This is a genomic window from Bradyrhizobium sp. U87765 SZCCT0048, from assembly GCF_018131225.1.
Taxonomy (GTDB): domain Bacteria; phylum Pseudomonadota; class Alphaproteobacteria; order Rhizobiales; family Xanthobacteraceae; genus Bradyrhizobium_A.
On sequence record NZ_JAFCMM010000002.1, the window covers coordinates 436,045 to 457,683 of the forward strand.

Annotated in this window: 17 protein-coding genes; 7 read left to right on the forward strand and 10 right to left on the reverse strand. The window is 67.9% G+C overall.

Annotated features, from left to right (window positions below; all coding sequences use genetic code 11):
- Positions 1–28: 28 nt before the first annotated feature.
- The 4 genes from JQ639_RS15210 to JQ639_RS15225 all read right to left on the reverse strand — a co-directional run bounded on the left by JQ639_RS15210 (position 29) and on the right by JQ639_RS15225 (position 3,644).
- Complete coding sequence (locus tag JQ639_RS15210) at positions 29–619, reverse strand: MarR family winged helix-turn-helix transcriptional regulator (protein WP_211966919.1); 591 nt, start codon at positions 617–619, stop codon at positions 29–31.
- Positions 620–772: 153 nt separating this feature from the next.
- Positions 773–1,930: an EAL domain-containing protein gene (locus JQ639_RS15215; protein ID WP_211966918.1), complete on the reverse strand. Its 1,158-nt coding sequence runs from the start codon at positions 1,928–1,930 to the stop codon at positions 773–775.
- A gap of 233 nt (positions 1,931–2,163) precedes the next feature.
- Complete coding sequence (locus JQ639_RS15220; protein WP_211966917.1) at positions 2,164–2,748, reverse strand: DUF488 domain-containing protein; 585 nt, start codon at positions 2,746–2,748, stop codon at positions 2,164–2,166.
- A complete protein-coding gene (locus JQ639_RS15225) occupies positions 2,745–3,644 on the reverse strand; it encodes a LysR family transcriptional regulator (protein ID WP_211966916.1) in 900 nt (299 codons plus the stop codon). Before JQ639_RS15225 ends, JQ639_RS15220 begins: the two co-directional genes overlap by 4 nt.
- A 140-nt stretch (positions 3,645–3,784) precedes the next feature.
- Between JQ639_RS15225 and JQ639_RS15230 the strand changes: the two genes are divergently transcribed.
- The 3 genes from JQ639_RS15230 to JQ639_RS15240 all read left to right on the forward strand — a co-directional run bounded on the left by JQ639_RS15230 (position 3,785) and on the right by JQ639_RS15240 (position 10,032).
- Positions 3,785–5,287, forward strand: a complete 1,503-nt coding sequence (locus tag JQ639_RS15230; protein ID WP_211966915.1) for a CoA-acylating methylmalonate-semialdehyde dehydrogenase — start codon at positions 3,785–3,787, stop codon at positions 5,285–5,287.
- A 455-nt stretch (positions 5,288–5,742) separates the two neighbouring features.
- The gene (locus JQ639_RS15235) at positions 5,743–8,934 is read left to right on the forward strand and encodes a PAS-domain containing protein (RefSeq protein ID WP_211966914.1); all 3,192 of its coding nucleotides are present in this window, start codon (positions 5,743–5,745) and stop codon (positions 8,932–8,934) included.
- 39 nt (positions 8,935–8,973) lie between these two features.
- Complete coding sequence (locus tag JQ639_RS15240) at positions 8,974–10,032, forward strand: DUF2336 domain-containing protein (protein ID WP_211966913.1); 1,059 nt, start codon at positions 8,974–8,976, stop codon at positions 10,030–10,032.
- Positions 10,033–10,053: 21 nt separating this feature from the next.
- On the opposite strand, the gene JQ639_RS15245 is transcribed toward JQ639_RS15240, so the two are convergent.
- From JQ639_RS15245 to JQ639_RS15260, 4 genes are all read right to left on the reverse strand, one after another.
- A complete protein-coding gene (locus tag JQ639_RS15245) occupies positions 10,054–11,169 on the reverse strand; it encodes an NAD(P)-dependent alcohol dehydrogenase (protein ID WP_211966912.1) in 1,116 nt (371 codons plus the stop codon).
- 204 nt (positions 11,170–11,373) lie between these two features.
- The gene (locus JQ639_RS15250; RefSeq protein ID WP_211966911.1) at positions 11,374–12,876 is read right to left on the reverse strand and encodes an AMP-binding protein; all 1,503 of its coding nucleotides are present in this window, start codon (positions 12,874–12,876) and stop codon (positions 11,374–11,376) included.
- A 213-nt stretch (positions 12,877–13,089) separates the two neighbouring features.
- On the reverse strand, positions 13,090–14,124 hold the full coding sequence (bioB, locus tag JQ639_RS15255) for a biotin synthase BioB (RefSeq protein WP_211966910.1): 1,035 nt from the start codon (positions 14,122–14,124) through the stop codon (positions 13,090–13,092).
- Positions 14,124–14,702, reverse strand: a complete 579-nt coding sequence (locus tag JQ639_RS15260) for a biotin transporter BioY (RefSeq protein ID WP_211966909.1) — start codon at positions 14,700–14,702, stop codon at positions 14,124–14,126. The genes bioB and JQ639_RS15260 overlap by 1 nt, the downstream gene beginning before the upstream one ends.
- Before the next feature lie 121 nt (positions 14,703–14,823).
- On the opposite strand from JQ639_RS15260, the gene JQ639_RS15265 reads away from it, so the two are divergent.
- Entirely contained in the window at positions 14,824–15,465 is a 642-nt protein-coding gene (locus JQ639_RS15265; protein ID WP_211966908.1) for a GntR family transcriptional regulator, read from the forward strand.
- A gap of 139 nt (positions 15,466–15,604) precedes the next feature.
- Complete coding sequence (locus JQ639_RS15270) at positions 15,605–17,035, forward strand: amidase family protein (protein ID WP_349644706.1); 1,431 nt, start codon at positions 15,605–15,607, stop codon at positions 17,033–17,035.
- Positions 17,036–17,050: 15 nt separating this feature from the next.
- Here JQ639_RS15270 and JQ639_RS15275 read toward each other — a convergent pair whose 3' ends face one another.
- Together JQ639_RS15275 and JQ639_RS15280 are read right to left on the reverse strand one after the other, a co-directional pair.
- Complete coding sequence (locus JQ639_RS15275) at positions 17,051–18,232, reverse strand: GGDEF domain-containing protein (protein ID WP_211966906.1); 1,182 nt, start codon at positions 18,230–18,232, stop codon at positions 17,051–17,053.
- A gap of 159 nt (positions 18,233–18,391) precedes the next feature.
- Positions 18,392–18,922, reverse strand: coding sequence for an invasion associated locus B family protein (locus tag JQ639_RS15280; RefSeq protein WP_211967246.1), 531 nt, complete (start codon positions 18,920–18,922; stop codon positions 18,392–18,394).
- Between the two features lie 307 nt (positions 18,923–19,229).
- Here JQ639_RS15280 and guaD point away from each other — a divergent pair, with 307 nt between their 5' ends.
- The gene (gene guaD, locus JQ639_RS15285) at positions 19,230–20,627 is read left to right on the forward strand and encodes a guanine deaminase (RefSeq protein ID WP_211966905.1); all 1,398 of its coding nucleotides are present in this window, start codon (positions 19,230–19,232) and stop codon (positions 20,625–20,627) included.
- Positions 20,628–20,640: 13 nt separating this feature from the next.
- Complete coding sequence (locus JQ639_RS15290; RefSeq protein ID WP_211966904.1) at positions 20,641–21,621, forward strand: antibiotic biosynthesis monooxygenase; 981 nt, start codon at positions 20,641–20,643, stop codon at positions 21,619–21,621.
- Positions 21,622–21,639: the final 18 nt, after the last annotated feature.

Below are 21,639 nucleotides of genomic sequence, written 5' to 3' on the forward strand. Positions count from 1 at the left end.
ATGAATCGATGCGGAAAGGCCTGTAAAATCAGGCGCGGCGCGCGGTCTTTGCGGCGGCCTTGGCGGTAACCTTGCGCGGCGCCGGCGCGACGACCGGCGCGGCCACCGAGGGCTGCGACATAAAGGCGAGCAGCGATACCGCCTTGTCGCCGCACGACACGAGGCGCGCCATCATCGAGGAAAACTGCATGAATTCCTCGGCGCTGAGACAGTCGAACAGCGCATCATTGACCGGCGCCTGCACCTCGACGAGGCCATCGAGCAGCTTGCGGCCCTTGGCCGTTACGGTCAGCAGCACGCGGCGGCGATCACTCTTGTTGGTGCGCTTCTTGACGAGATCGGCCTTCACCAGCTTCGACACCTCGATGGTGACGAAGGCGCCGGACAGATGCAGATGCTCGGCGATGCGGCTGACGCCGACGCCCTCCTCGCCCTGCAGGTGAGCGATGGAGATCAGCGTGGTGTAGGCGATACCGGAAATGCCGAGGCGCTCGCCGAAGCCGGTCCGGCACTGGTCCACCCGCGCGCTGAAGGCCAGGAAATTGTGGATGAAGCTGCGAAACCGGGAGTCGTCACCCCCAGGCATCAACTCCGGCTTCGTGACGGTGGACGGCGGCACGGCGATCGGCTCCCCTTGAAAGCACGGCCGGCACGCATATCCGCCCGACGCGAATCCTACAATCCTCGCCGGGCCGGATTTTACAAGGGAGATCTGCGCAGGACATGCCGCCGGATTGCGCAGATCGCAGTTCCGGCGGCGCGTGGCCGCGGCTCAGGCCGCGCCGGACTGGCGGGGCAACAGCACACGCGCGAGCTTGTCGCGCGGGACGGGAACGCCGAACAGCGGCCCCTGCACCATGTCGAAGCCGGCGTCGCGGGCCTGGGAGAACCCCGCCGACGCATCGACGCCGGTGGCCACGGTGCGCAGGTTGTGGCGCCGGGCCAGTTCGAGGATGCGGCTGCAGCGGCCATGCTTGCGACGGTCGCCATCGTGCTCGGGCAGCGACGAACGATTCACCTTGAGTTCGACGATCGGGATGTCCTCGAACACGCCGCGCGGCAGCTGGCCGACATCGACGTCGTCGAGCGAGACGCCGATGGTGCTGCGGCGGATGGTGCCGAGCACGCTCGCGAACTCCGACGCATGGGCGAGCAGATCGCGCGCGCGGATCTGGAACAGCAATCGCGGCATGGCCGAATGATCGGCCATCAGCGCATCGGCGAGCTCGACGAGGCGCCGGTCCGGCTGGCCGAACACCGGCACGTTGAGCGTGAGTTCGGCGCGGCCGAGATCGTCGACGCAGGCGCTGACGTCCTGCACGCTGCGGCTGAGCGCGAATGCCGACAGCTCGGCGAGATCGGCCTGATCGTCCTGCGTCGGGCGGAACAGCCGTCCGCCGGTCGGCTCGGTCGTCGGCCGCAGCGCCAGCGCCACTTCCGTGCCGCAGATCGCGAGCCGGCGGGTGTCGACCTTGCTCTGGTAATAGATATCGAAACGCTGCTGGCGCAGCGCATCGGCGACTTGCACGGGATTGGCCGCGGCGCCACGCGGCCGGCGCGTCGGCCGCGACTGGAGGAACTTGTACAGCCTCTCGTGCAGCTCGACCGCGCGGTATGGCGTGCCGAGCGGCGCCAGCATGGCGAGCGAAAACTGCCGGCCGCAGTTCTGCACGCGCTCCATGGTGTCGTCGGCGCCGACGAGCAGGATGTCGCCCTTGAAGCGACGCGTATGCAGCAGCGTCAGGACGTCGATCGCGTCCGACGCCTCGCCGGAGACGCGCGACACCACGACGTCGGCGCCGCCATCGAGCAGGCCGGCCAGTTCGGTGGCATCCGCGCATGGCCGCGTGACGAAGCCGAGTCCGCCGATCTCCTCACACAGAAAGGTGCGTAGATGCCGCTTGGAATCCACGACGCAGACGACCGGCACGGCCGGCGCTCCCGGTAACGATGTGCGCAACTCTTAGCTCCGTATCAATGCAAGACATTCAGGCGTGTTGCGGCAGTGCAGTCGACCACGCGGGCCGCGCCCTGGCGCCGTGGTCGGGACCCTAGCTGGCAAATCCAAAGCCAAGGGTATTTCCGTACGCAGACTTTTCTGAAAAATGTTCGCGCTTCGCAGGATTTGCGTAACGAAATGGGCCGCGGGTTCCCGCGCGCGGCTTAAAATCCCAGATCGAGCTGCTGGCGCTGCTCCGCATAGACGAGGTGCGATCCGACCATCCGCGCATGCGGGCTCAACGCCCCATCCTCGCGCGTCTGCACATCGACGACATGCACCACGCGATGTCCCGCGATGATGAGATAGTCGGTGAGGATCTGGCGATGGCACTCGCGCCAGTGCTTCTCGGCGCACATCAGCACCGTGCCCGGCCGCAACGCCGCACGCAAGCGCGCCACCGCCTGCTGATAGGCCGGCGTCTGCGCGTAGTCGGCATAGTTGCGAAGAAAGCCCACCGGCCACGCGGTGTTGCTACTCATCGCGGCGGACGCCGCGCCATCGCCACGAAAGCCGCCGAGGTCCGGTGCGTGGCGATAGACGATGCCGGCCTCCGCCAGCGCCCGCTCCATCGGCGGCCGACAGAAATGCGGATGCCGGCGCGACATCGGATAGCGGCGAATATCGACGAGCTGACGCACACCGGCCGCGGCGAGCACGGCGATGAACTCCGGCCATGTCCGGTTGGAGTGCCCGACCGTGAAGACGGGATCGGCGGCGACCGCCGCGCCCTGCGGCGCTTCGCTCATCCCGCCGCCTCCGTGCCGACGAAGGCGCGGCGCGCTGCCCGCACACTGGCGACGAGATGGTCGTGTACGACGGCGACGCGGCGCGCGTCATGGGTGTCGGGGTGGGACATCAGCCAATACGTGCGCACGAAGCGCGTCTCGGGCAGCAGACGCTTGAGCTCGGGATAACGGCGCGCGGCATAGTCGTGCAGGATGCCGACGCCGTGCCCGGCCCGCACCGCCTCCATCTGCGCGACCACGCTGCCGCACTCATAGTGACGCGCCATGACCTTGCCGAGCGCGGCGCCATAGTCGAGCGCGCGGCTGTAGACGAAATCGTCCACAGAGGTGATGAACAGATGGCCGGCGAGATCGGCCTGCGTCCGCACCGCCTTGTGGCGCTGCAGGTAGCTCTTCGCGGCATAGACGCTGAGCGTGTAGTCGGTGAGCTTCTTGACGATCAGGCGGCCCTGCTTGGGCCGGTCGAGGGTGATCGCGATGTCGGCCTCGCGCCGCGACAGGCTGAAGGTGCGCGGCAACGGCACGAGCTGGATCAGCAGCTCCGGATGGCGCGCGGCCAGCGCGCCGAGCTGGTCGGCGAGAAAGTAGTTGCCGAGGCCGTCCGGCGCGCCGACGCGCACGGTGCCGGACACCGCCTCCGACGTGCCGTTGAGCGACGAGCCGACCTTGAGGAATTCGGATTCCGCCCGTTCCGCAGCGGCGACCAGCGCCTCCCCGGCCCCGGTCAGCACGCTGCCGGTGGTGTGGCGCTCGATCAGCTTGGTCTTGAGACGGGTTTCGAGTGCGGTGATCTGTCGCGCCACGGTGGCGTGGTTCAGCCCGAGCCGGCGCGCGGCGCCGAGAATCTGGCCGCTGCGCGCCACCTCCAGAAAGATACGGACGTGATCCCAATCCATGGTCCGACTTTAATTTCTGCACATCGAAACCGCAATGCTTCGTATTGATGTGCGTTATCGATCATCGTCCTATGCCGCGGCCCGTCCACTGCGCGCATCGGCCCCCACGGACGGCCGAATATCAGCTCGAGGATCAGTTCATGGCTTCACGCATTCCCCATTACATCGACGGCGCCCGTGTCGACGGCCGCGCCGACGCCCGCACCTCCGCCGTCTACAATCCCGCGACCGGCCAGCAGACCGGCGTCCTGCCGGTGGCGACCGCCGCCGAAGTCGACCGCGCCGTCGCCGCCGCCAACCGCGCCGCGCCCGACTGGGCTGCGACGCCGCCGCTGCGCCGCGCCCGCATCCTCAACCGCTTCCTGCGCATCCTCGAGGACCGCATCGACGAACTCGCCCACGTCATCACCGCCGAGCACGGCAAGGTGTTCTCCGACGCCAAGGGCGAGATCCAGCGCGGCATGGAGGTGGTGGAGTTCGCGACCGGCGCGCCGCAACTGCTCAAGGGCGAGGTCACCGAGAATGTCGGCACCCGCGTCGACAGCCATTCGCTGCGTCAGCCGCTCGGCGTGGTCGCCGGCATCACCCCGTTCAACTTCCCGGCGATGGTGCCGATGTGGATGTTCCCGGTGGCGCTGGCCTGCGGCAACCCGTTCATCCTCAAGCCGTCGGAGCGCGATCCCTCAGCGGCGCTGCTTATCGCCGACTGGCTCGCCGAGGCCGGCCTGCCGAAGGGCGTGTTCAACGTCGTCCACGGCGACAAGGAGACCGTCGACGCGCTGCTGCATCATCCTGACATCGCGGCCATCAGCTTCGTCGGCTCGACGCCGATCGCGCGCTACATCTACGAGACCGCGGCGCACACCGGCAAGCGCTGCCAGGCGCTCGGCGGCGCCAAGAACCACATGATCGTGATGCCGGACGCCGACCTCGACCAGGCGGTCGATGCCCTGATGGGCGCGGCCTACGGCTCGGCCGGCGAGCGCTGCATGGCGATCTCGGTGGCGGTGCCCGTCGGCGAGAAGACCGCCGAGGCGCTGATCGAACGGCTGGTGCCGAAGATCAACGCGCTCCGCGTCGGACCTGGCACCGATCCCGAGGCCGAGATGGGACCGCTGGTGACGCGCCAGCATCTCGACAAGGTGCGCAGCTACATCGACGCGGGCGTCGCCGAAGGCGCCAAGCTCGTGGTCGACGGCCGCGGCTTCCGCATGCAGGGCTACGAGGACGGCTACTTCATCGGCGGCACCCTTTTCGACCATGTCACCACCGACATGAAGATCTACAGGGAAGAGATCTTCGGACCGGTGCTCAGCGTCGCCCGCGCGCCCGACTACGCCACCGCGGCGCAGATGATCAACGCCCACGAGTTCGGCAACGGCACCGCGATCTTCACCCGCGACGGCGACGCCGCGCGCGAGTTCGCCCATGCCATCAAGGTCGGCATGGTCGGCATCAACGTGCCGATCCCGGTGCCGATGGCCTTCCACTCGTTCGGCGGCTGGAAGGCGTCGATCTTCGGCGACCATCACATGCACGGCCCCGAAGGCGTGCGCTTCTACACCCGCCTCAAGACCATCACGAGCCGCTGGCCGACCGGAATCCGCGCCGGCGCCGAGTTCGTCATGCCGACCATGGGCTGAGCCCCCGTCGCCGCGGCGCTCGCGAGCGCCGCGGCTCTGCTTCTCCTGACACGAAGACCGGCCGCCGCGATGCTTTGCCGCGGCCAACGGGGGCTGCGCCCCGGACGCGGCCGGCACGTGCGACGATCGTCGATTGCGCCCCACCCGGCCTGCAACCCCAGCGACATTTCATCGCGCACAGCCGGCATCATCGCACCTTCAAAAAATCTTAAGATTCAACGTGGAAGCTGCTGTCGTCGCGCACTCCGCGGCATGGTTTTGATCGAGGTGGCCGGTTTTACGGGGCATGCCGGCCGCCGCGATATTTCAGGCTACTGGGCGACCCGACAGCAAGAACCGTGGATCAGGCCGCACCGACTTCCGACACCTCCGACGGCAACATCACAGCCGCTTCCCTGCAACCCGCGTGCGTCGAGTCCCACCTGGACCTCGACAACGGTCGGAACGACGATCCGTTGCTGGAAACGCTCGACGCGCTGAGCGAGGCGGTCATCATCCAGGACGGCAATCGCCGCATCATCGCGCGCAACGCCGCGTCCGCGCGCGTGCTCGGCGCGCGCGACGGCGCGCTGCTCGGCTGCGACGGCGCCACGGCCATTCGCGCACTGCGGGCAGACGGCACCGAATTCCCCGCCACGGAGTATCCCACCGTCATCGCCTGGCGAACCGGCGAGGCTCAGCACGCCGTGGTGATGGGGCTGCGGGGCGAAAGCGGCGCCATCACCTGGATCTCGGTGAACGCCGTGCCGATCCGCGACGACGCGGCTTCGGCGCCGCGGCGCATGATCACCTCCTGCAGCGACATCACCGCCCACAAGCTCGCCCAGGAGACCCTGCACGAAGCCGTCGGCGCGATTCCGGATGGCTTTGCGCTGTACGACTGGGACGACCGCCTGCTGCTGTGCAATGATGCCTACCGGCAGATCTATGCGGAGTCGGCGCCTGCGATCCAGCCGGGCGCATCCTTCATCGACATCGTGCGTTACGGCGTCGCCCGCGGCCAGTATCCCGAGGCCGGTGAGACCCTCGCGGAGCGCGAGGCCTGGATCGACGAGCGCATCAGGCTGCGCCGCCATATGCCGCGCGACGTCCTGCAACAACTGCCGGGAGAGCGCTGGCTGCAGATCCGCGAGCGCCGGACGCCAAGCGGCTACACGGTCGGCTTTCGCATCGACGTCACCGACCTCAAGCGCGAGGCGACCCGCCTGCAGGCCGCGATCGACAACTTCCCGGGCGATGTGTCGTTCTTCGAGCGCGACGGCGCGCTGGTCGCCTGCAACGACGGCTTCCGCACGCTGCTCCGCTTGCCCGAGAGCCTGTTCGCTGCCGGACTGCCGACACTCGACGACATCGACCACGCCATCGACACAATGCCGGCCGCATGCGAAGGCCGCGCCCTGCTCAAGCAGGATGCCGCGCGAATCCGCAGCGGCGAAGCGCACCTGTCGACCCGCCTCTGGCCCGATGGCCGCATGATCGAGGCCCATGGCACGCCGACCCGCGGCGGCGGCTACGTGCTGAACTACATCGACGTCACGGAACGCCACGCCGCGCAGCAGCGCCTGCGCGACAGCGAGCAGCGCGCCCGCACGCAGTCGGAGATGTTGCAGATCACCCTCGCCCATATCGGCCAGGGCCTGTCGATGTTCGATGGCGACGGCCGTCTGATGGTATGGAACAACCGCTACCTCGAAATCTACGGCATGTCGCCCGAGGTGGTCAGGCATGGCGTGCACATTCGCCAGATCCTCGAGCACCGCCGCGAAGCCGGCGATCTCGACATCGAGGTGGAGCCCTATCTCCAGGTGCTGCAGGACAAGGTCCGCGCCAACATCATCTCGCCAAGCATCACCCATATCCGCGGTGGACGCACGATCTCGATCGTCAACACGCCGATTCCCGGCGGCGGCTGGGTCGCCACCCACGAGGACATCACCGCCAAGCAAAGGGCCGAACTGCTGCTGGTGGAAAAGGCCGAAGAGCTGTCGCGCACCAACATGCGCCTCGATGCGGCGCTCTCCAACATGTCGCAAGGCCTCTGCCTGTTCGACGCCCAAAAGCGGCTGATCATCGCCAATCGCCGCTTCCGTGAGATGTATGGCTTGACCGATCAGCAGGGCCAGCCGGGCACGCATGTCGCAGACCTGCTGCGACAGCACCGCCTCCACCTGACCGACGAGGAGGAGATCGACGCGCTGGTGGAATCGATGCCGAATGCCGCCAACGAGATCACCCGGCTGACCGATGGCCGCGTGATCTCGGTCCGCCGACTGCTGACCCCGGACGACGGATGGGTCGCGACCCACGAGGACATCACCGAGCGGGAACGCGCCAGCGAACGCATCAGCCACCTCGCCTATCACGACGTCCTGACCGGCCTTGCCAACCGCGCCGAATTCACCCGCCAGGGCGAGCGCGCGCTGCAGGACGCGGTCGGCCAGAACGCCCTGATCAGCCTGCTGCTGATCGATCTCGACCGCTTCAAGGCCGTCAACGATACCTTCGGACATTCCGCCGGCGACAAGCTGCTGCAGCTCGTCGCCGACCGCATGCGCCAGAACGTGCGCGGGCGCGACATCGTCGCCCGGCTCGGCGGCGACGAGTTCGCCATCATCCAGGCCGGCGAGCCCGACCAGCGCGAGGGCGCGATCGCGCTCGCCGCGCGCCTCGTCGACACGCTGTGCGAGCCCTACCAGATTGGCGATCACCAGGCGATCATCGGCGCCAGCATCGGCGTCGCCGTCGCCTCCGACCGGCACGACACCATCGAGCAGTTGATGCACCGTGCCGATCTCGCGCTCTACCGCGTCAAGGGACAGGGCCGCAACGGCTACCGCATCTACGAGGACGGCCTCGACCGCCGCGCCGACGATCGCCTGCGCCTCGGTCAGGAGTTGCGCGCCGCCATCGCCAACGGCGAGCTGCTGTTGCACTACCAGCCGATCGTGTCGATGCGGGACCAGAGCGTGTGCGGCATGGAAGCGCTGGTGCGCTGGAAGCATCCGGTCCGCGGCATGATGTCGCCGGATCAATTCATTCCGCTTGCCGAGGAAACCGGCCTGATCGTGCCGCTCGGCGAATTCGTCATCCGCCAGGCCTGCCTCGACGCCAGCCGCTGGCCGGAGCATGTCACCGTCGCCGTCAACATCTCGCCGACCCACATCAAGCGCCGCACGCTGATGGACACCGTGACACGAGCCCTGCTGAAGGCCCGTCTTGCTCCCGAGCGGCTCGAGATCGAGGTGACCGAAACCGTGCTGCTGCAGCAGGACGAGGACATCCTGACCGAGCTCCACCAGTTGCGCAGTCTCGGCATTTCGGTGGCGCTCGACGATTTCGGCACCGGCTATTCCTCGCTCAGCCACCTGCGCATGTTCAGCTTCGACAAGATCAAGATCGACCGCTCGTTCGTCGCCGAGATCACCGAACGTCCGGACTCGGCCGCGATCGTCTGTGCCGTCACCGGCCTTGCCCGCAGCCTCGACATGAAAACCACCGCCGAGGGCATCGAAAACGAGGAGCAACTGCGCATGCTGCAGGCCGCCGGCTGCGCCCAGGGCCAGGGCTATCTGTTCGGCCGCCCTCAGCCGGTTACCGACACGTTCTTCTCGCTTTTCGCGGCGGCGCCGCTTCGACAAACCGCATGAGCTGACGATGTGCGCCACCAGCCTTCTTCGTGAACCATCATGAACCAGCAATCCCTCCTGATCGAACAGCTCGACAGTGCGCTCAGCGGCGCGTCAGCCGGGCGCGGCGTCCACATCCTGCAGCAGGTCACCGACCTGTTCCTCGCTGGTGCCGGCTATTCGCGGGAGCAGATCGAGCTGTTCGACGACGTGCTCGGCCGTCTCAGCGATGGTGTCGCCGCGCCGGCCCGTACCCAGTTGGCGCAACGGCTGTGCAACGTCGCAACGCCACCGCTGCGGCTGTTGCGGCGCCTGGCGCTCGACGATCTCAGCGATGTCGCGACGCCGCTGCTGGCGCATTGCCGTCACCTCGACGACAACCTGCTCGTCACCTGCGTGGAGACGCGCAGCCAGCGCCACCTGCTGGCGATCTGCCAGCGCCCGCAGGTGTCCGAGAGCGTCACCGACCGCCTGGTCGACCGCGGCGAGGCCGCCGTACTGCTGGCGATCGTCGAGAACACCGGCGCGCGCTTTTCCAACACCGGCTTCGGCGCGCTGGTGCTGCGCGCCGGCGGCAGTGACCCGCTGGCCATCAAGATCGGTGCGCGGGCCGACCTGCCGCGCCATCACTTCCTGCGGCTGCTGACCGTGACGCCGAGCACCCTGCACGAGGCACTGGAGGCCGGCCGCCCGCCCGACGCGGCGCAGATCCTGGTGTCGCGCGTCGCCGAAGCCGCCGCCCGGCAGGCGCCCGTCGCGCCCCACAACTATGCCACCGCGCTCGGTCGCACCCGCGCGATGCGCGGCTCCGACGCACTCGGCGAGCGCGAGCTGCTGCAGTTCATTTCCGATGGCAAGCTCGATTATGTCATCGCCGGCATCGCCGTGCTCGCGGAGCTCGACGTCAAGGTGGTCGAGGACGCCTTCATGCAGCCTCGCCACGAGGCCCTTCTGACTATCGTCAAGGCCGTCGGCCTCGGCTGGCCGACGGCAAAGGCACTGCTGCAGCTGCGTGGCGGCGGCGGTAACACTGAACTCGAACAGGCGCTGGCGAGTTTCGTGCGGCTGAAGCCGGACACCGCGCGGCAGGCGCTGCTGCTGAAGCAGATCACGCATTGATCATCATGCACCGTCACGCGGTCACGCCGGAAAGCGCACCACCGGCTTGACCGCCACGCCATGCTCGGAATCGTGGATCGCCTGATTGATATCGGCGAAGGAATAGAAGCGGATCAGGCGGTCGAACGGAAAGCGGCCCTGGCGGTAAAGCTCGATCAGCCGCGGAATGAATACGTCCGGATTGCTGTCTCCCTCGACAATGCCCTGGATCCGGCGCCCCGCCGTCATGATGTCGGGAAGGTTGATCGCAAGCTCCGAGCCCGCCGGCGAGGCGCCGAGGATGCCGCACGTGCCGCGCGGCGCGAGCGCGTCGATCGCCTGGCGCACCACCGGCAGCAGACCGGTCGTCTCCAGCGAAAAGTCGACGCCGTACCCGGTGATGGCGCGGATCGCGGCGACCACATCCGTGGCCCCCTGCGTGGTCCTGGCCTGGATGACGTCGGTGGCCCCGAGCTCCTTCGCCAGCGCCAGCCGTGTCTCGATGACGTCGACCGCGATGATCGTGCCGACGCCCGACAGCCGCGCCGCCATTACCGCGCTCAATCCGACCGAGCCCGCCCCGAACACCGCGAGCGTCTGTCCGACGCCGACCCTCAGCGCATTGATGATCGCCCCCGCGCCGGTCTGGATGCCGCACGCCAGCGGGCCGAGCAGCTCCAGCGGCACGTCGTCACGCACCCTGACGACGTTGCGCTCGTGACAGAGCGCGTGGGACGCGAACGACGACTGGCCGAAGAAATTGCCATGCAGATGCTCGCCCGGCCGCGACAGCGGGCTGGTGCCGTCCGGCCGGCTGCCGCCGAAATTGTGGCCGAAGAAATCGTGGCAGTAGCCCGGCAGATGTTCCCTGCAACTCGGGCAGTGGCCGCAGGAATTGAATGTCATCACCACATGGTCGCCCGGCCGCACCTTGGTCACCGCAGCTCCGGTCGCCATGACGATGCCCGCCCCTTCATGGCCGAGCACAATCGGCTGCGGCACCGGATAGGCCTGGTCGCGCATCGCGATATCGGTGTGGCAGATGCCGGTCGCGACCAGCTTCACCAGGATCTCGCCGTCACGGGGCGGCTGGAGATCGACCAACTCCAGCGACATCGGCGCGGCGGGAGCACGGGTGACGGCGGCAGTGATCTTCATCAGGGGGCGTCCTGGCTGCGGGCGAATGCTGACGAGCCATAGCATGGCGGACATGACCGCTCCTGCCCGACAGTGCTCGTCAGTTGCCTGATGGCGTCGGCGAGTGGTCGCTGCGCCTGATCCCGCAACACCGGCGAGCCGCTGGTCATGTGGTCTTCGCCACATCAGTTGCGCGACGAACCTCGACGGCGCCATCCAGGCGCCTCACCTCCGCCTGGCGAGCCTCGCCAGCACCGCACGCAGCTGGACGTACTCGATCTTGGAGGCATGGCGGCGGTCGAGCGGCATGGCTTCGAGGTGCACCACCGTGCCGATGCCGATCGCCCGGGCGCGCTGCCGCCAGTCATCGAGCGACGATGCCGGCCCGGTCAGCACGAGCAGCGGCTGCCCGGTCTCGTCACGATACAGCGCGGCGCTCTCGACATGCGGCCACTGCCGCGCCACCGCCTCGACCCCGAACGGAAACAGCCCACCGACCCGGCCTTCGAGCCGACCCAGCAACCACAGCCGCCCCTGCGCATCGAGCCGCCCGGCATCGCCGGTGCGGTGCCAGATCTCGCCGGCGTCGTCGGTCACCTTGGTCGCGGCGTCCTGCGCCGGATCGAGATAGCCCTTGTTGACATTGGGGCCGGTGACCAGGATCTCGTCGTCGACGATGCGCACGCGCACCTGCGGCGCCGGCGGCCCGGTGAGAATCCCCTGCCCTGCCGCCATCGCCGCCCAGTCGGCCGGCGCGATCTCACCGGCGGTGACATGCGCGATCGGTTCGGCCTCTGTCGAGCCGTACACCGAATAGACCTCGGCAACGTGCGCGGCGAGACGGCGCAGCAAATCCGGATAGACCGGTCCGCCGCCGGTCAGCACCGCGCGCACGCCGGGCGGGATATCACTGTTGACGAGACGCTCGCACAGCGCCGGCTGCAGCAGCATCCGCGTCACGCCATGCCGGCGCGCATGGGCGAGAATGGCATCGAGCGGTGCCTGCCGCGGCTTGCGCAGATCCCAGTTCGGCAGCACGTTGGTCGAGCCGAGATTGAGGCAGGCCAGCACGAACAGCGGGAACGCGCAAAGATCGACCTCGCCCGCCTGCGGCCTGAACAGCGGCGTCAGCCCCGCGACCTGCGCGAGGATGAAGCCGTGGGTATAGACGATGGCCTTCGGCCGTCCGGTCGAGCCGCTGGTGAAGAAGATCAGCGCCGGCGCCTCCGGCGGCACGGCCGCCGCGGCGGCGGCGACCGTCGCAATGTCACCCGTTACAATGTCACCCGTTTCAACCTCACCCGTCGCACGATCATCCGCGGCGATATCGTTCGCCACGCCTGGCGGCGGCGACAAGCCGCGGCGAATGCGCCGCAGCTCCGGCGCCAGCAGACCGATGACGCGCCACAGCGGCGGGGCGAGCCAGGCGTCGATATGAATGCGCGCGGCATGGCGCAGACCGGTGAATCCCATCGCCGGTTCGGGAAACACCACCACCGCGCCGATGCTCCAGAGCGCATAGAGACTGGCGTAGAGCGGCACCGCGACCTTCAGTGTCACCAGCACGCGATCGCCGGCACCGATCCCCGCACGGCGGAAATGACCGGACTGGGCCGCCACCATCCGCGCAAGCTCGCCATAGCTGACGCCCGCGCCATCGGAATCGATCAGCGCAGTGCGCGCGGGATGCTGCGCGGCGCGGCGGAAAAAGTCGGACACCAGCGTCATGACGGCCCACGGATTCGTGCCAGCGCGGCAGGGAACGAGGAAGGCTCTGACGGGAAAAGCTCCTGAAAGCGGAGCGGCAACAATGCACGAAATGAAATGGACGGACATCGCAACAGCACGCGCCGGACCGCACGCACCGTCCCGGCGATTCTTATCGGGTCGCCCGGGCGGTTGTCCAGACGACGCCGGCGGGCGCCGCCTGGACCGCCTGGCTCAGCCCGCGGCAACGGCGGCGACGGTGACCTGGCGCAACGCCTCGGCGGCGCCCGGCACCGTGGTGCGCATGCCCAGCCTGTCGAGCAGCCCGGCATCGTGGTCTTGCGTGGCGTTGCGCGTCGTCAGCAGCACGTTGCCGACGAAGATCGAGTTGGCGCCGGCGGTGAAGCACAGCGCCTGCAACTCGTCACTCATGCCGGCGCGCCCCGCCGACAGCCGCACAATGCTGCGCGGCATCAGGATGCGCGCCACCGCGATGAGGCGGGCGAACGCGATCGGGTCGGGCTTGTCCGCCGTCCGCGCCACCGGCACGCCGACCACCTCGTTCCACATGTTGATCGGCACGCTCTCGGGATGCGGATCGAAGCTGGCAAGGGTCAACAGCAGGCCGAGGCGGTCGGTGACCGCCTCGCCCATGCCGACAATGCCGCCGCAGCAGACATGGATGCCCGCGGAACGGACATGGGCGATGGTGTCGAAGCGATCCTGCATCGTGCGCGTGGTGATGATCTCGCCATAGTATTCCGGCGAAGTATCGATGTTGTGGCTGTAGTAGTCGAGGCCGGCCTCCGCGAGGCGTTCGGCCTGGTCGCGCGTCAGCATGCCGAGTGTGACACAGGCCTGCATGCCCAGCGCCTTGACGCCCGCCACCATCTCACAGACGCGATCGAGGTCGCGATCCTTGGGGCTGCGCCATGCGGCGCCCATGCAGAATCGGCCGGCGCCGGCGGCTTTCGCCGCGCGGGCCTGCGCAATGACGTCGTCCGTGCGCATCAGCTTCGATGCCTTGACGCCGGTATCGAAATGCGCGCTCTGCGAGCAGTAGCCGCAATCCTCCGGGCAACCACCGGTCTTGATGCTGAGCAGGCTCGCCGTCTCGATTTCTGCCGGATCGAAGAAGAGGCGGTGAACGTCCTGCGAACGATGGATCAGTTCGGGCAGCGGCAGCGCGTAGAGCGCTTCCGCCTCGGCCCGCGTCCAGTCGGACCGCACCATCTCGGCCGGTCCGTTGCGGGTGGCGAGACGTTCCATCACGCCGCCTCCTTCCAGCGCAGCACGCCGGCTGCGGTCACTGCGGCGAGCAGCACCTTGAGCAGGTCGCCCGGCAGAAACGGCATCACGCCGACAGCGAGCACCTGGTGCCAGCCGACGAACGACGCCAGCCACAATCCGCCGCACAGATAGATCAGGCCAAGACCTGCGACCATGGGCAGCAATGCGGCCGCACCGCCGCGCGCACCGATCCGCCGCATCCATTCGCCAGCGACCAGCGCTGCAATGACGAAGCCGGCAAGATAGCCGCCGGTCGGCCCGAACAGCGCGGCAAGGCCGGCGCCGCCATTGGCAGCACTCGCAAACACCGGCAGGCCCAGCGCCCCTTCGGCGAGATAAACCAGGATCATCCCGGCGGCGAGCCGTCCGCCGGCGAGCGCGGCGAGCAGCAACGCGCCGAACACCTGCATGGTCATCGGCACCGGCCAGAACGGCACCGTGGTCTTGGCCGTGGCCACCATCACCAGGCTGCCACCCGCGAGCAGCGCCATCAGCCGCGCCGCGTTGGCCAGCGGCGGGCGGGCGGGATGCCCCGGGACGATCGTTTCTTCTGACATTGCCTATCCTTTCAACCAAATCATAGATAATTATTGAAATTATCTATAATATTGCTCATAAGGATGAGGCTAATCAGGATGCGAGCCCGCTTCACTTGAAATCTTCATAGATAATCTATCAATGAGCGAGAAATTCGATCCGGTCGCGACCCGCATCGCCGCTGCCCTGACCGAGCAGATCATCACCGGCGAACTGCCGCCCGGTGCACCGCTGCGGCAGGATCATGTCGCGCACGCCTTCGGCGCCAGCCATGTGCCGGCGCGGGAAGCCTTTCAGATGCTGCGCGCCTCAGGCCTCGCGGTCAGCGAACCGCGCCGCGGCATGCGGGTCGCGCCGCTCGATGCCGGTGCCATCCGCGAAGTGGTGGAAATGCGTGCTGTGCTCGAACTGCTGGCGTTTCGACATGCCGCGCCGCGCTTCAACGCCATCCATGTCGCGACCATCGAGCAAGCCGCGCTCGCCGGCGAGCAGGCGGCGACGATCGTCGCATGGGAGGCAGCCAACCGCGACTTTCACAAGGCGCTGGTCGAACCCTGCCGGATGCCGCGGCTGCTCGCGACGCTGGAGCAACTGCGTCTCGCCAACTCGCGCATCGTGCTCGCCGCCGCGCGCTCGGCATCGTGGCGACCGCGCTCCAACACCGACCATCGCCGCATCGTCGAGGCGATTCGCGAGAAGAACCCCGAACGCGCGGCGACGCTGCTGAAGCAGCATCTCCATGGCATGGAACGCACCGGCACGCCTGCGACGCCGGAGAGCTGAACCGCGATCGTCATCGATCCGTCGTCGCATCGTCCGACTAATGGAATGTTCGCGCCGCAGATGACGGTTGCGGCGGCGGCTCGACATCTCCGGTGCTTGCACTACGATTTCGCCATTGAATAGACAGTGGGGAAACGACGTGACAACAACACCGATCTGGCAGTGGTCTGCCGTCGACACGGCCGCAGCCATCAGGGCCGGCAAGGTCAGCGCCGAGCAGGTCGTCGATGCACATCTGGCGCGCATGCACGCCGCCAACCCGGCGCTCAATGCCGTGGTGGTCGATCTCGGCGCGGCGGCGCGCAGTGCCGCGAAGGCTGCCGATGCGGCGTTGGCCGGCGCCAGGAAGCACGGCGAGGACGTCGGCCCGCTGCACGGCGTGCCCGTGACCATCAAGATCAATATCGACGTCGAGGGCCAGGCCAATTCCAACGGCGTGGTCGCCCTCAAGGACAATATTGCGCCCGGCGATTCCCCGGTGGTGTCGAACCTGAGGAAGGCCGGCGCCATCGTCATCGGCATGACCAACACGCCGGAATTCTCGTTGCGCGCCTTTACCGACAATCCGCTGCACGGCGCGACGCGCAATCCCTGGAACGCGGAGGTGACCTGCGGCGGCTCGTCCGGCGGCGCCGGCGCCGCGGTCGCGGCCGGCATCGGCACGATCGCCCATGGCAACGATATCGGCGGTTCGCTGCGCTGGCCGGCGCACTGCAACGGCGTCGCCACCATCAAGCCGACGCAGGGCCGCATCCCCGCGTACAATCCCAGCGCGACCGCCGAGCGACCGCTGATGGCCCAGTTCATGTCGTCCCAGGGGCCGCTCGCCCGCTCCGTCGCCGACGTCCGGCTTGGCCTGGAGGTGATGGCGCAGCGCGACCCGCGCGATCCCTGGTGGGTACCCGCCCCGCTCGAGGGGCCGAAGCCGAAAGGCCCGATCAAGGTTGCGCTGGCGAAGCTGCCGGCGGACATCGACGCCGATCCTGCCATCATCGCCGTGCAGCGCAAGGCGGCCGATCATCTGTCGAACGCCGGCTACGCCGTCAACGAGGTCGAGGTCCCCGACCTCGACGGTGTGTGGCAGCTGTGGGCCGACCTCATCATGAGCGAGGTCTGGACGCTGCAGAAAGACCAGATGCTGGCAGTCAGCAGCCCCGACTTCCAGAGGACGTTGAACGGCTTCGTCGCGCTCGCCACCCAGCTCGACAAGGCCGGCTACATGAAGGCGATCGCCGATCGCTCGCGCCATATCCGCAACTGGCTGGCGTTCCTCGAGGACCATCCGCTGGTCCTGGCGCCGACCACGGTGCAACCGACGCCGCCGGTCAACGCCGACCTCGCCGGCGACGCGCGGGTCAGGGAGCTGTTCTGGAACGACCTGCGCTTCATCTCGTCGATGAACGTGCTCGGCCTGCCCGCGGCCGTGGTGCCGGTCGGCCTGCACGACGGCGTGCCGGTCGGCGTGCAGATCGTCGGCTCGCGCTACCGCGAGGATCTCTGCCTCGACGCCGCGGCGGCGATCGAGCAGCGCGCCGGCCGCCTGGTCGAACAGCTGTGGGCACGCGGCTGACGCCGCAAGCTGTTGTCAGCTCCGCGCGGCGCCCGCCGCCGCGCGGGTGGCCACAACGTCCGTCGACGCCGGCGTCGCAACGGCCTCGGTAAACCAGCGCCACTGCCCGCCACCGGCGCGCTTGGCCGCATAGAGCGCCTGATCGACCTGATCGAACAGGCGCGCGGTTGAACCGGCCGGCAGCTCTGCCGGCGCCGCCGTGATCAGGATCCCCGCACTGGCGCCGATCCGCACCGGCTCGTTGAGCACGAAAAAGGGCAGGGATAGCGCCGCGACGACGCGCTTCGTGAGTGCCAGCGCGGCGGCCTCGCCTGCGGCCCCGTCGTCGATCCGGCTCAGCAGCATGAACTCGTCACCGCCGAAGCGCGCAGCAAGGCTGTCCGGCCCGATGCAGGTGTCGAGGCGCTCGGCGACCTGGCGCAGCAGCACGTCACCGGCCTGATGGCCGAGGCGGTCATTGACCGGCTTGAAGCCGTCGAGATCGACCGCAATGATCGCAATCCGGCCACGCGCCGCATCGAGCGCCGCGCAGAACGCCGCGCGATTGGGCAGGCCGGTGAGAAAATCCTGATGGGCCTGGCGCGCCAGCGCCTGCTTGGCCTCCAGACGCTCGATGAAGGCCGTGCTGAGATGCCGCGAAGCCTCGCGCAGGGTGATCCAGAACAGGATCAGCATGCAGGCGCCGAGCTTGTAGGGCATCTCCGGCCGGGACAAGCCCACCACGATCGTCGGCGTCAGCAGCAGCGCCGACGCGAGCAGCACGATCCATGGCCGCACTGCGGCCCGCGACACCATGCCAACACAAAACGAGATCGAGAGCCCGAAGGCGATCCAGGCGCCCGGCGCATCGCCGAGCCACAGCGCGCACGCCGACAGCATGCCCTGCGCAACGGCGAAGACCGCGGCTCCGATGCCGTAGATGTGCTCCCACCGCAGCACTTCCGCATCCGACAGCGGCCCCTGCCCGAGGCGACGCTGATAGGCCCAGAGGCTGTAAAGCCGCACGGCCCCGGTCAGCGCGATGGCGCAGGAAACAACGACATAGCGGATATCGCCGCTGATCACGGCGAGGCTGACGGCGCCGATGATCGACGTTCCGACGGTCGCGGCCACCTGCGGCAGCGACGTGAAGAGCATTTCGATGAGCTCACGCCGGATGCCCGGCCGCGGCGTCGTCGTCGAAGCGGTCTGTCCCATGGACGTACCATGATGGCGAGTCCCTAACGAGAAGTAGGGAGACAGCGCGCCATGGAACGGGCTTGTACCGAAGCTTAAGAGGAGATGAACGCGCCAGGGCCTGCCCTGACCCCGGCGCGAGCCGATCGCCACCGCGATCGACCGCGGTCAGCCTGCGCGTTACTTGAGCAGGTCGAGAAGACGGCTGACGGCGCTGCCGAAGCCCTTCAGCGAGATCTTGAACGCCGCCGGCTGCGCATTGCCGAAGGCCGCCGCCGCGACGTTGATCGCCGTGCCGGTCTTCAGCTTGCCGACCGTGGCCGCGTCGAAGCTGACCGGGACAAGGCAGCCGGCCGGCATGCAGGTCGAGAACGGCAGAGCCGCCCCCATCGCGGCCTCGTCGAGCTTGAGAGTCGCGCCCTGGGCGAGCGCGAGGCCGAACGGCAGCAGCAGGGCGCCCTCAAGTTTGCCGCCCTGGGCGCTGTGCAGCTCGAGCGCCAGCACGGTCTGGTTGCTCTGGCTGTTGGTCTGAACCTGGCGGATCACGCAGCTGACATTATTGTTCTGCGCCTGACAGGCAAGGCTCCAGTCCTGATAGCTCTCGACCAGCGACCCGGCGCCGCCCGGGAGCTGCGCCGCCCCGGCCGCCGACGACAGACACGCCGCGGCCGCCGTGAGGGCGAGGAGCGAGCGAAGGGGAGTCCGTGGCATCGTGGCCCGGCGGCGATCGGTCGAGTGCGGCATGGTCGTATGGAAATCCTGATGGGACACATCCGGCCCCAAAGCAGGACCAGCATGCCGTTTCCACCCTGCCGCGACGGCGTTGTCAATCACCGACGCCCGACGCGGCCGGAATCACTTCTCAATCAGCGCAAAAGGCAAAATCCGCTTTTGCCATTTAACCAAATCTGAATGACCTCCCGAGCCAATATCCGCACCCGCAGCGACCGCCCTTGGCGTGTCGTTTCACCGACCTCCGACGCAACCACGGCACAGACACAAGGGTGGATCAAGAACCATGAGCACGATCGGTATCCGGGGCACGTTCTTCGATTTCGTCGACGATCCGTGGAAGCATGTCGGCAACGAGCAGGCCGCGGCCCGCTTCCACCAGGACGGCCTGCTGGTCGTCGCCGACGGCATCATCAAGGATTTCGGCCCGCACGCCGAGGTCGCGCCGCGGCATCCCGGCCTCGCGGTCACCCACATCCAGGACCGCATCATCGTTCCCGGGTTCATCGACGGCCATATCCACCTGCCGCAGACCCGCATCCTCGGCGCCTATGGCGAGCAGTTGCTGCCGTGGCTGCAGATGTGGGTCTACCCGGAAGAGCTGAAGTACCGTGACCGCGACTACGCCCGCGAGGGCGTCAGGCGCTTCCTCGACGCCCTGCTCGCCAGCGGCACCACCACCTGCCAGGCCTTCACCAGCTCCGCGCCGGTCGCGACCGAAGAGCTGTTCGACGAGGCCGCCCGCCGCAACATGCGCGTGATCTCCGGCCTCACCGGCATCGACCGCAATGCCCCGGCGGAATTCATCGATACGCCGGAGAACTTCTATAACGACAGCAAGCGGCTGATCGCGCAGTACCACAACAAGGGCCGCAACCTCTACGCCATCACGCCGCGCTTTGCGTTCGGCGCCTCGCCGGCGCTGCTGGAGGCCTGCCGCCGTCTCAAGCACGAGCATCCGGACTGCTGGGTCAACACCCACATCTCCGAGAATCCGGCCGAGTGCCGCGGCGTGGTGCAGGAGCATCCCGACTGCCAGGACTATCTCGGCGTCTACGAGAAGTTCGGCCTCGTCGGCCCGAAATTCTCCGGCGGCCACGGCGTCTACCTCTCCGACAGCGAATTCCGCCGCATGTCGAAGGCCGGCGCCGCGGTGGTGTTCTGCCCCTGCTCCAACCTGTTCCTCGGCAGCGGCCTGTTCCGCCTCGGCCGCGCCACCGATCCGGAGCACCGCGTCAAGATCGCGTTCGGCACCGACATGGGCGGCGGCAACCGCTTCTCGATGATCCATGTGCTCGACGACGCCTACAAGGTCGGCATGTGCAACAACACCATGCTCGACGGCTCGATCGATCCCGTGCGCAAGGATGTCGCCGAGGCCGAGCGCAACAAGCTGTCGCCCTATCGCGGCTTCTGGTCGGTGACGCTCGGCGGCGCCGAGGCGCTGTATATCGACGACAAGCTCGGTAACTTCGCGGTCGGCAAGGAAGCCGACTTCGTCGCGCTCGACGTCAATGGCGGCCCGATCGCGCAGCCCTGGCACCAGTCGCTGATCGCCGATGGCCGCGGCCCGCAGACCATGGACGAAGCCGCAAGCCAGCTGTTCGGCGTCATGATGGTCGGCGACGACCGTGCCGTCGACGAGACCTGGGTGATGGGCAAGCGCCTGTACAAGAAGGCCTGAGCGGACGACGCCGATGGCCGCGAGCCGCGACAGCATCGACGGGCCGGTCGCGCTCGTCATCCAGCGCCGCATCGCCGACGAAGGCTTCGCTGCGTTCGCCCGCTGGAGCGGCGCGGTCGCCGAGCGGCTGAAATCCTGGCCGGGCTTTCTCGGCCAGGAGGTGGTGCCGCCACAGCCACCCGCCCATGTCGACTGGGTGCTGATCCTGCGCTTCGCATCCGCGGCCGCGGCACGCGGCTGGCTGCAGAGCGACCTGCGCGAAGAACTCCTCGCGCAGATTCGCCACCATTTCGTCGGACCGGAAGACATTCATCTCCTGCCCGACGCGGGCCAGCGCCAGGAGACCGCGGTTTCCGCCGTGATCTCCTTCAAGGTGCCGCCGGGCGCGGACGATACCTTCCTCGCCTGGCAACAGCGCATCCAGGCGGCCGAGGCCGAGTTCAAGGGCTTCCTGCGCCACAAGATCGAGCCGCCGATCCCGGGCCTGCACGACGACTGGATCATCATCCTGTCGTTCGACAGCGACGCCCACCTGTCGGCGTGGCTGGACTCGCCGGAGCGGCAGGCACTGCTGGCGGAAGGCGAGCGCTTCAACGCCGGCATGAGCGTGAAGCGGACGAGCTACGGCTTCAATTTCTGGTTTCCCGCCGGACAGGCCCCGGCGCCGGGCCCGGCGTTCATCTTCAAGTGCAACCTGCTCGTCCTGCTGGTGCTCTACCCCATCGTCTATCTCTGGGGGTTCTTCGTCAGCCGCCCGCTGATCGATGCCCACGGCGTGCCGTTCTGGCTGTCGCTGTTCATCGGCAATCTCGTCAGCACCCAGTTGCTGGGCTGGTGGGTGGTGCCCGCCGCCTTCAAGGCGTTCGACTGGTGGCTCAAGCCGACGGCCACGACGGGCCGGCAGATCGGCGGCTATGCACTCGTCGCCGCGCTCTACGTCGTCGCCATGGCAATCTTCGCGCTGCTGCTGGCGTGGAACTGGGGCAAGGGCTGAGCGCGCAGGGCATGGCCG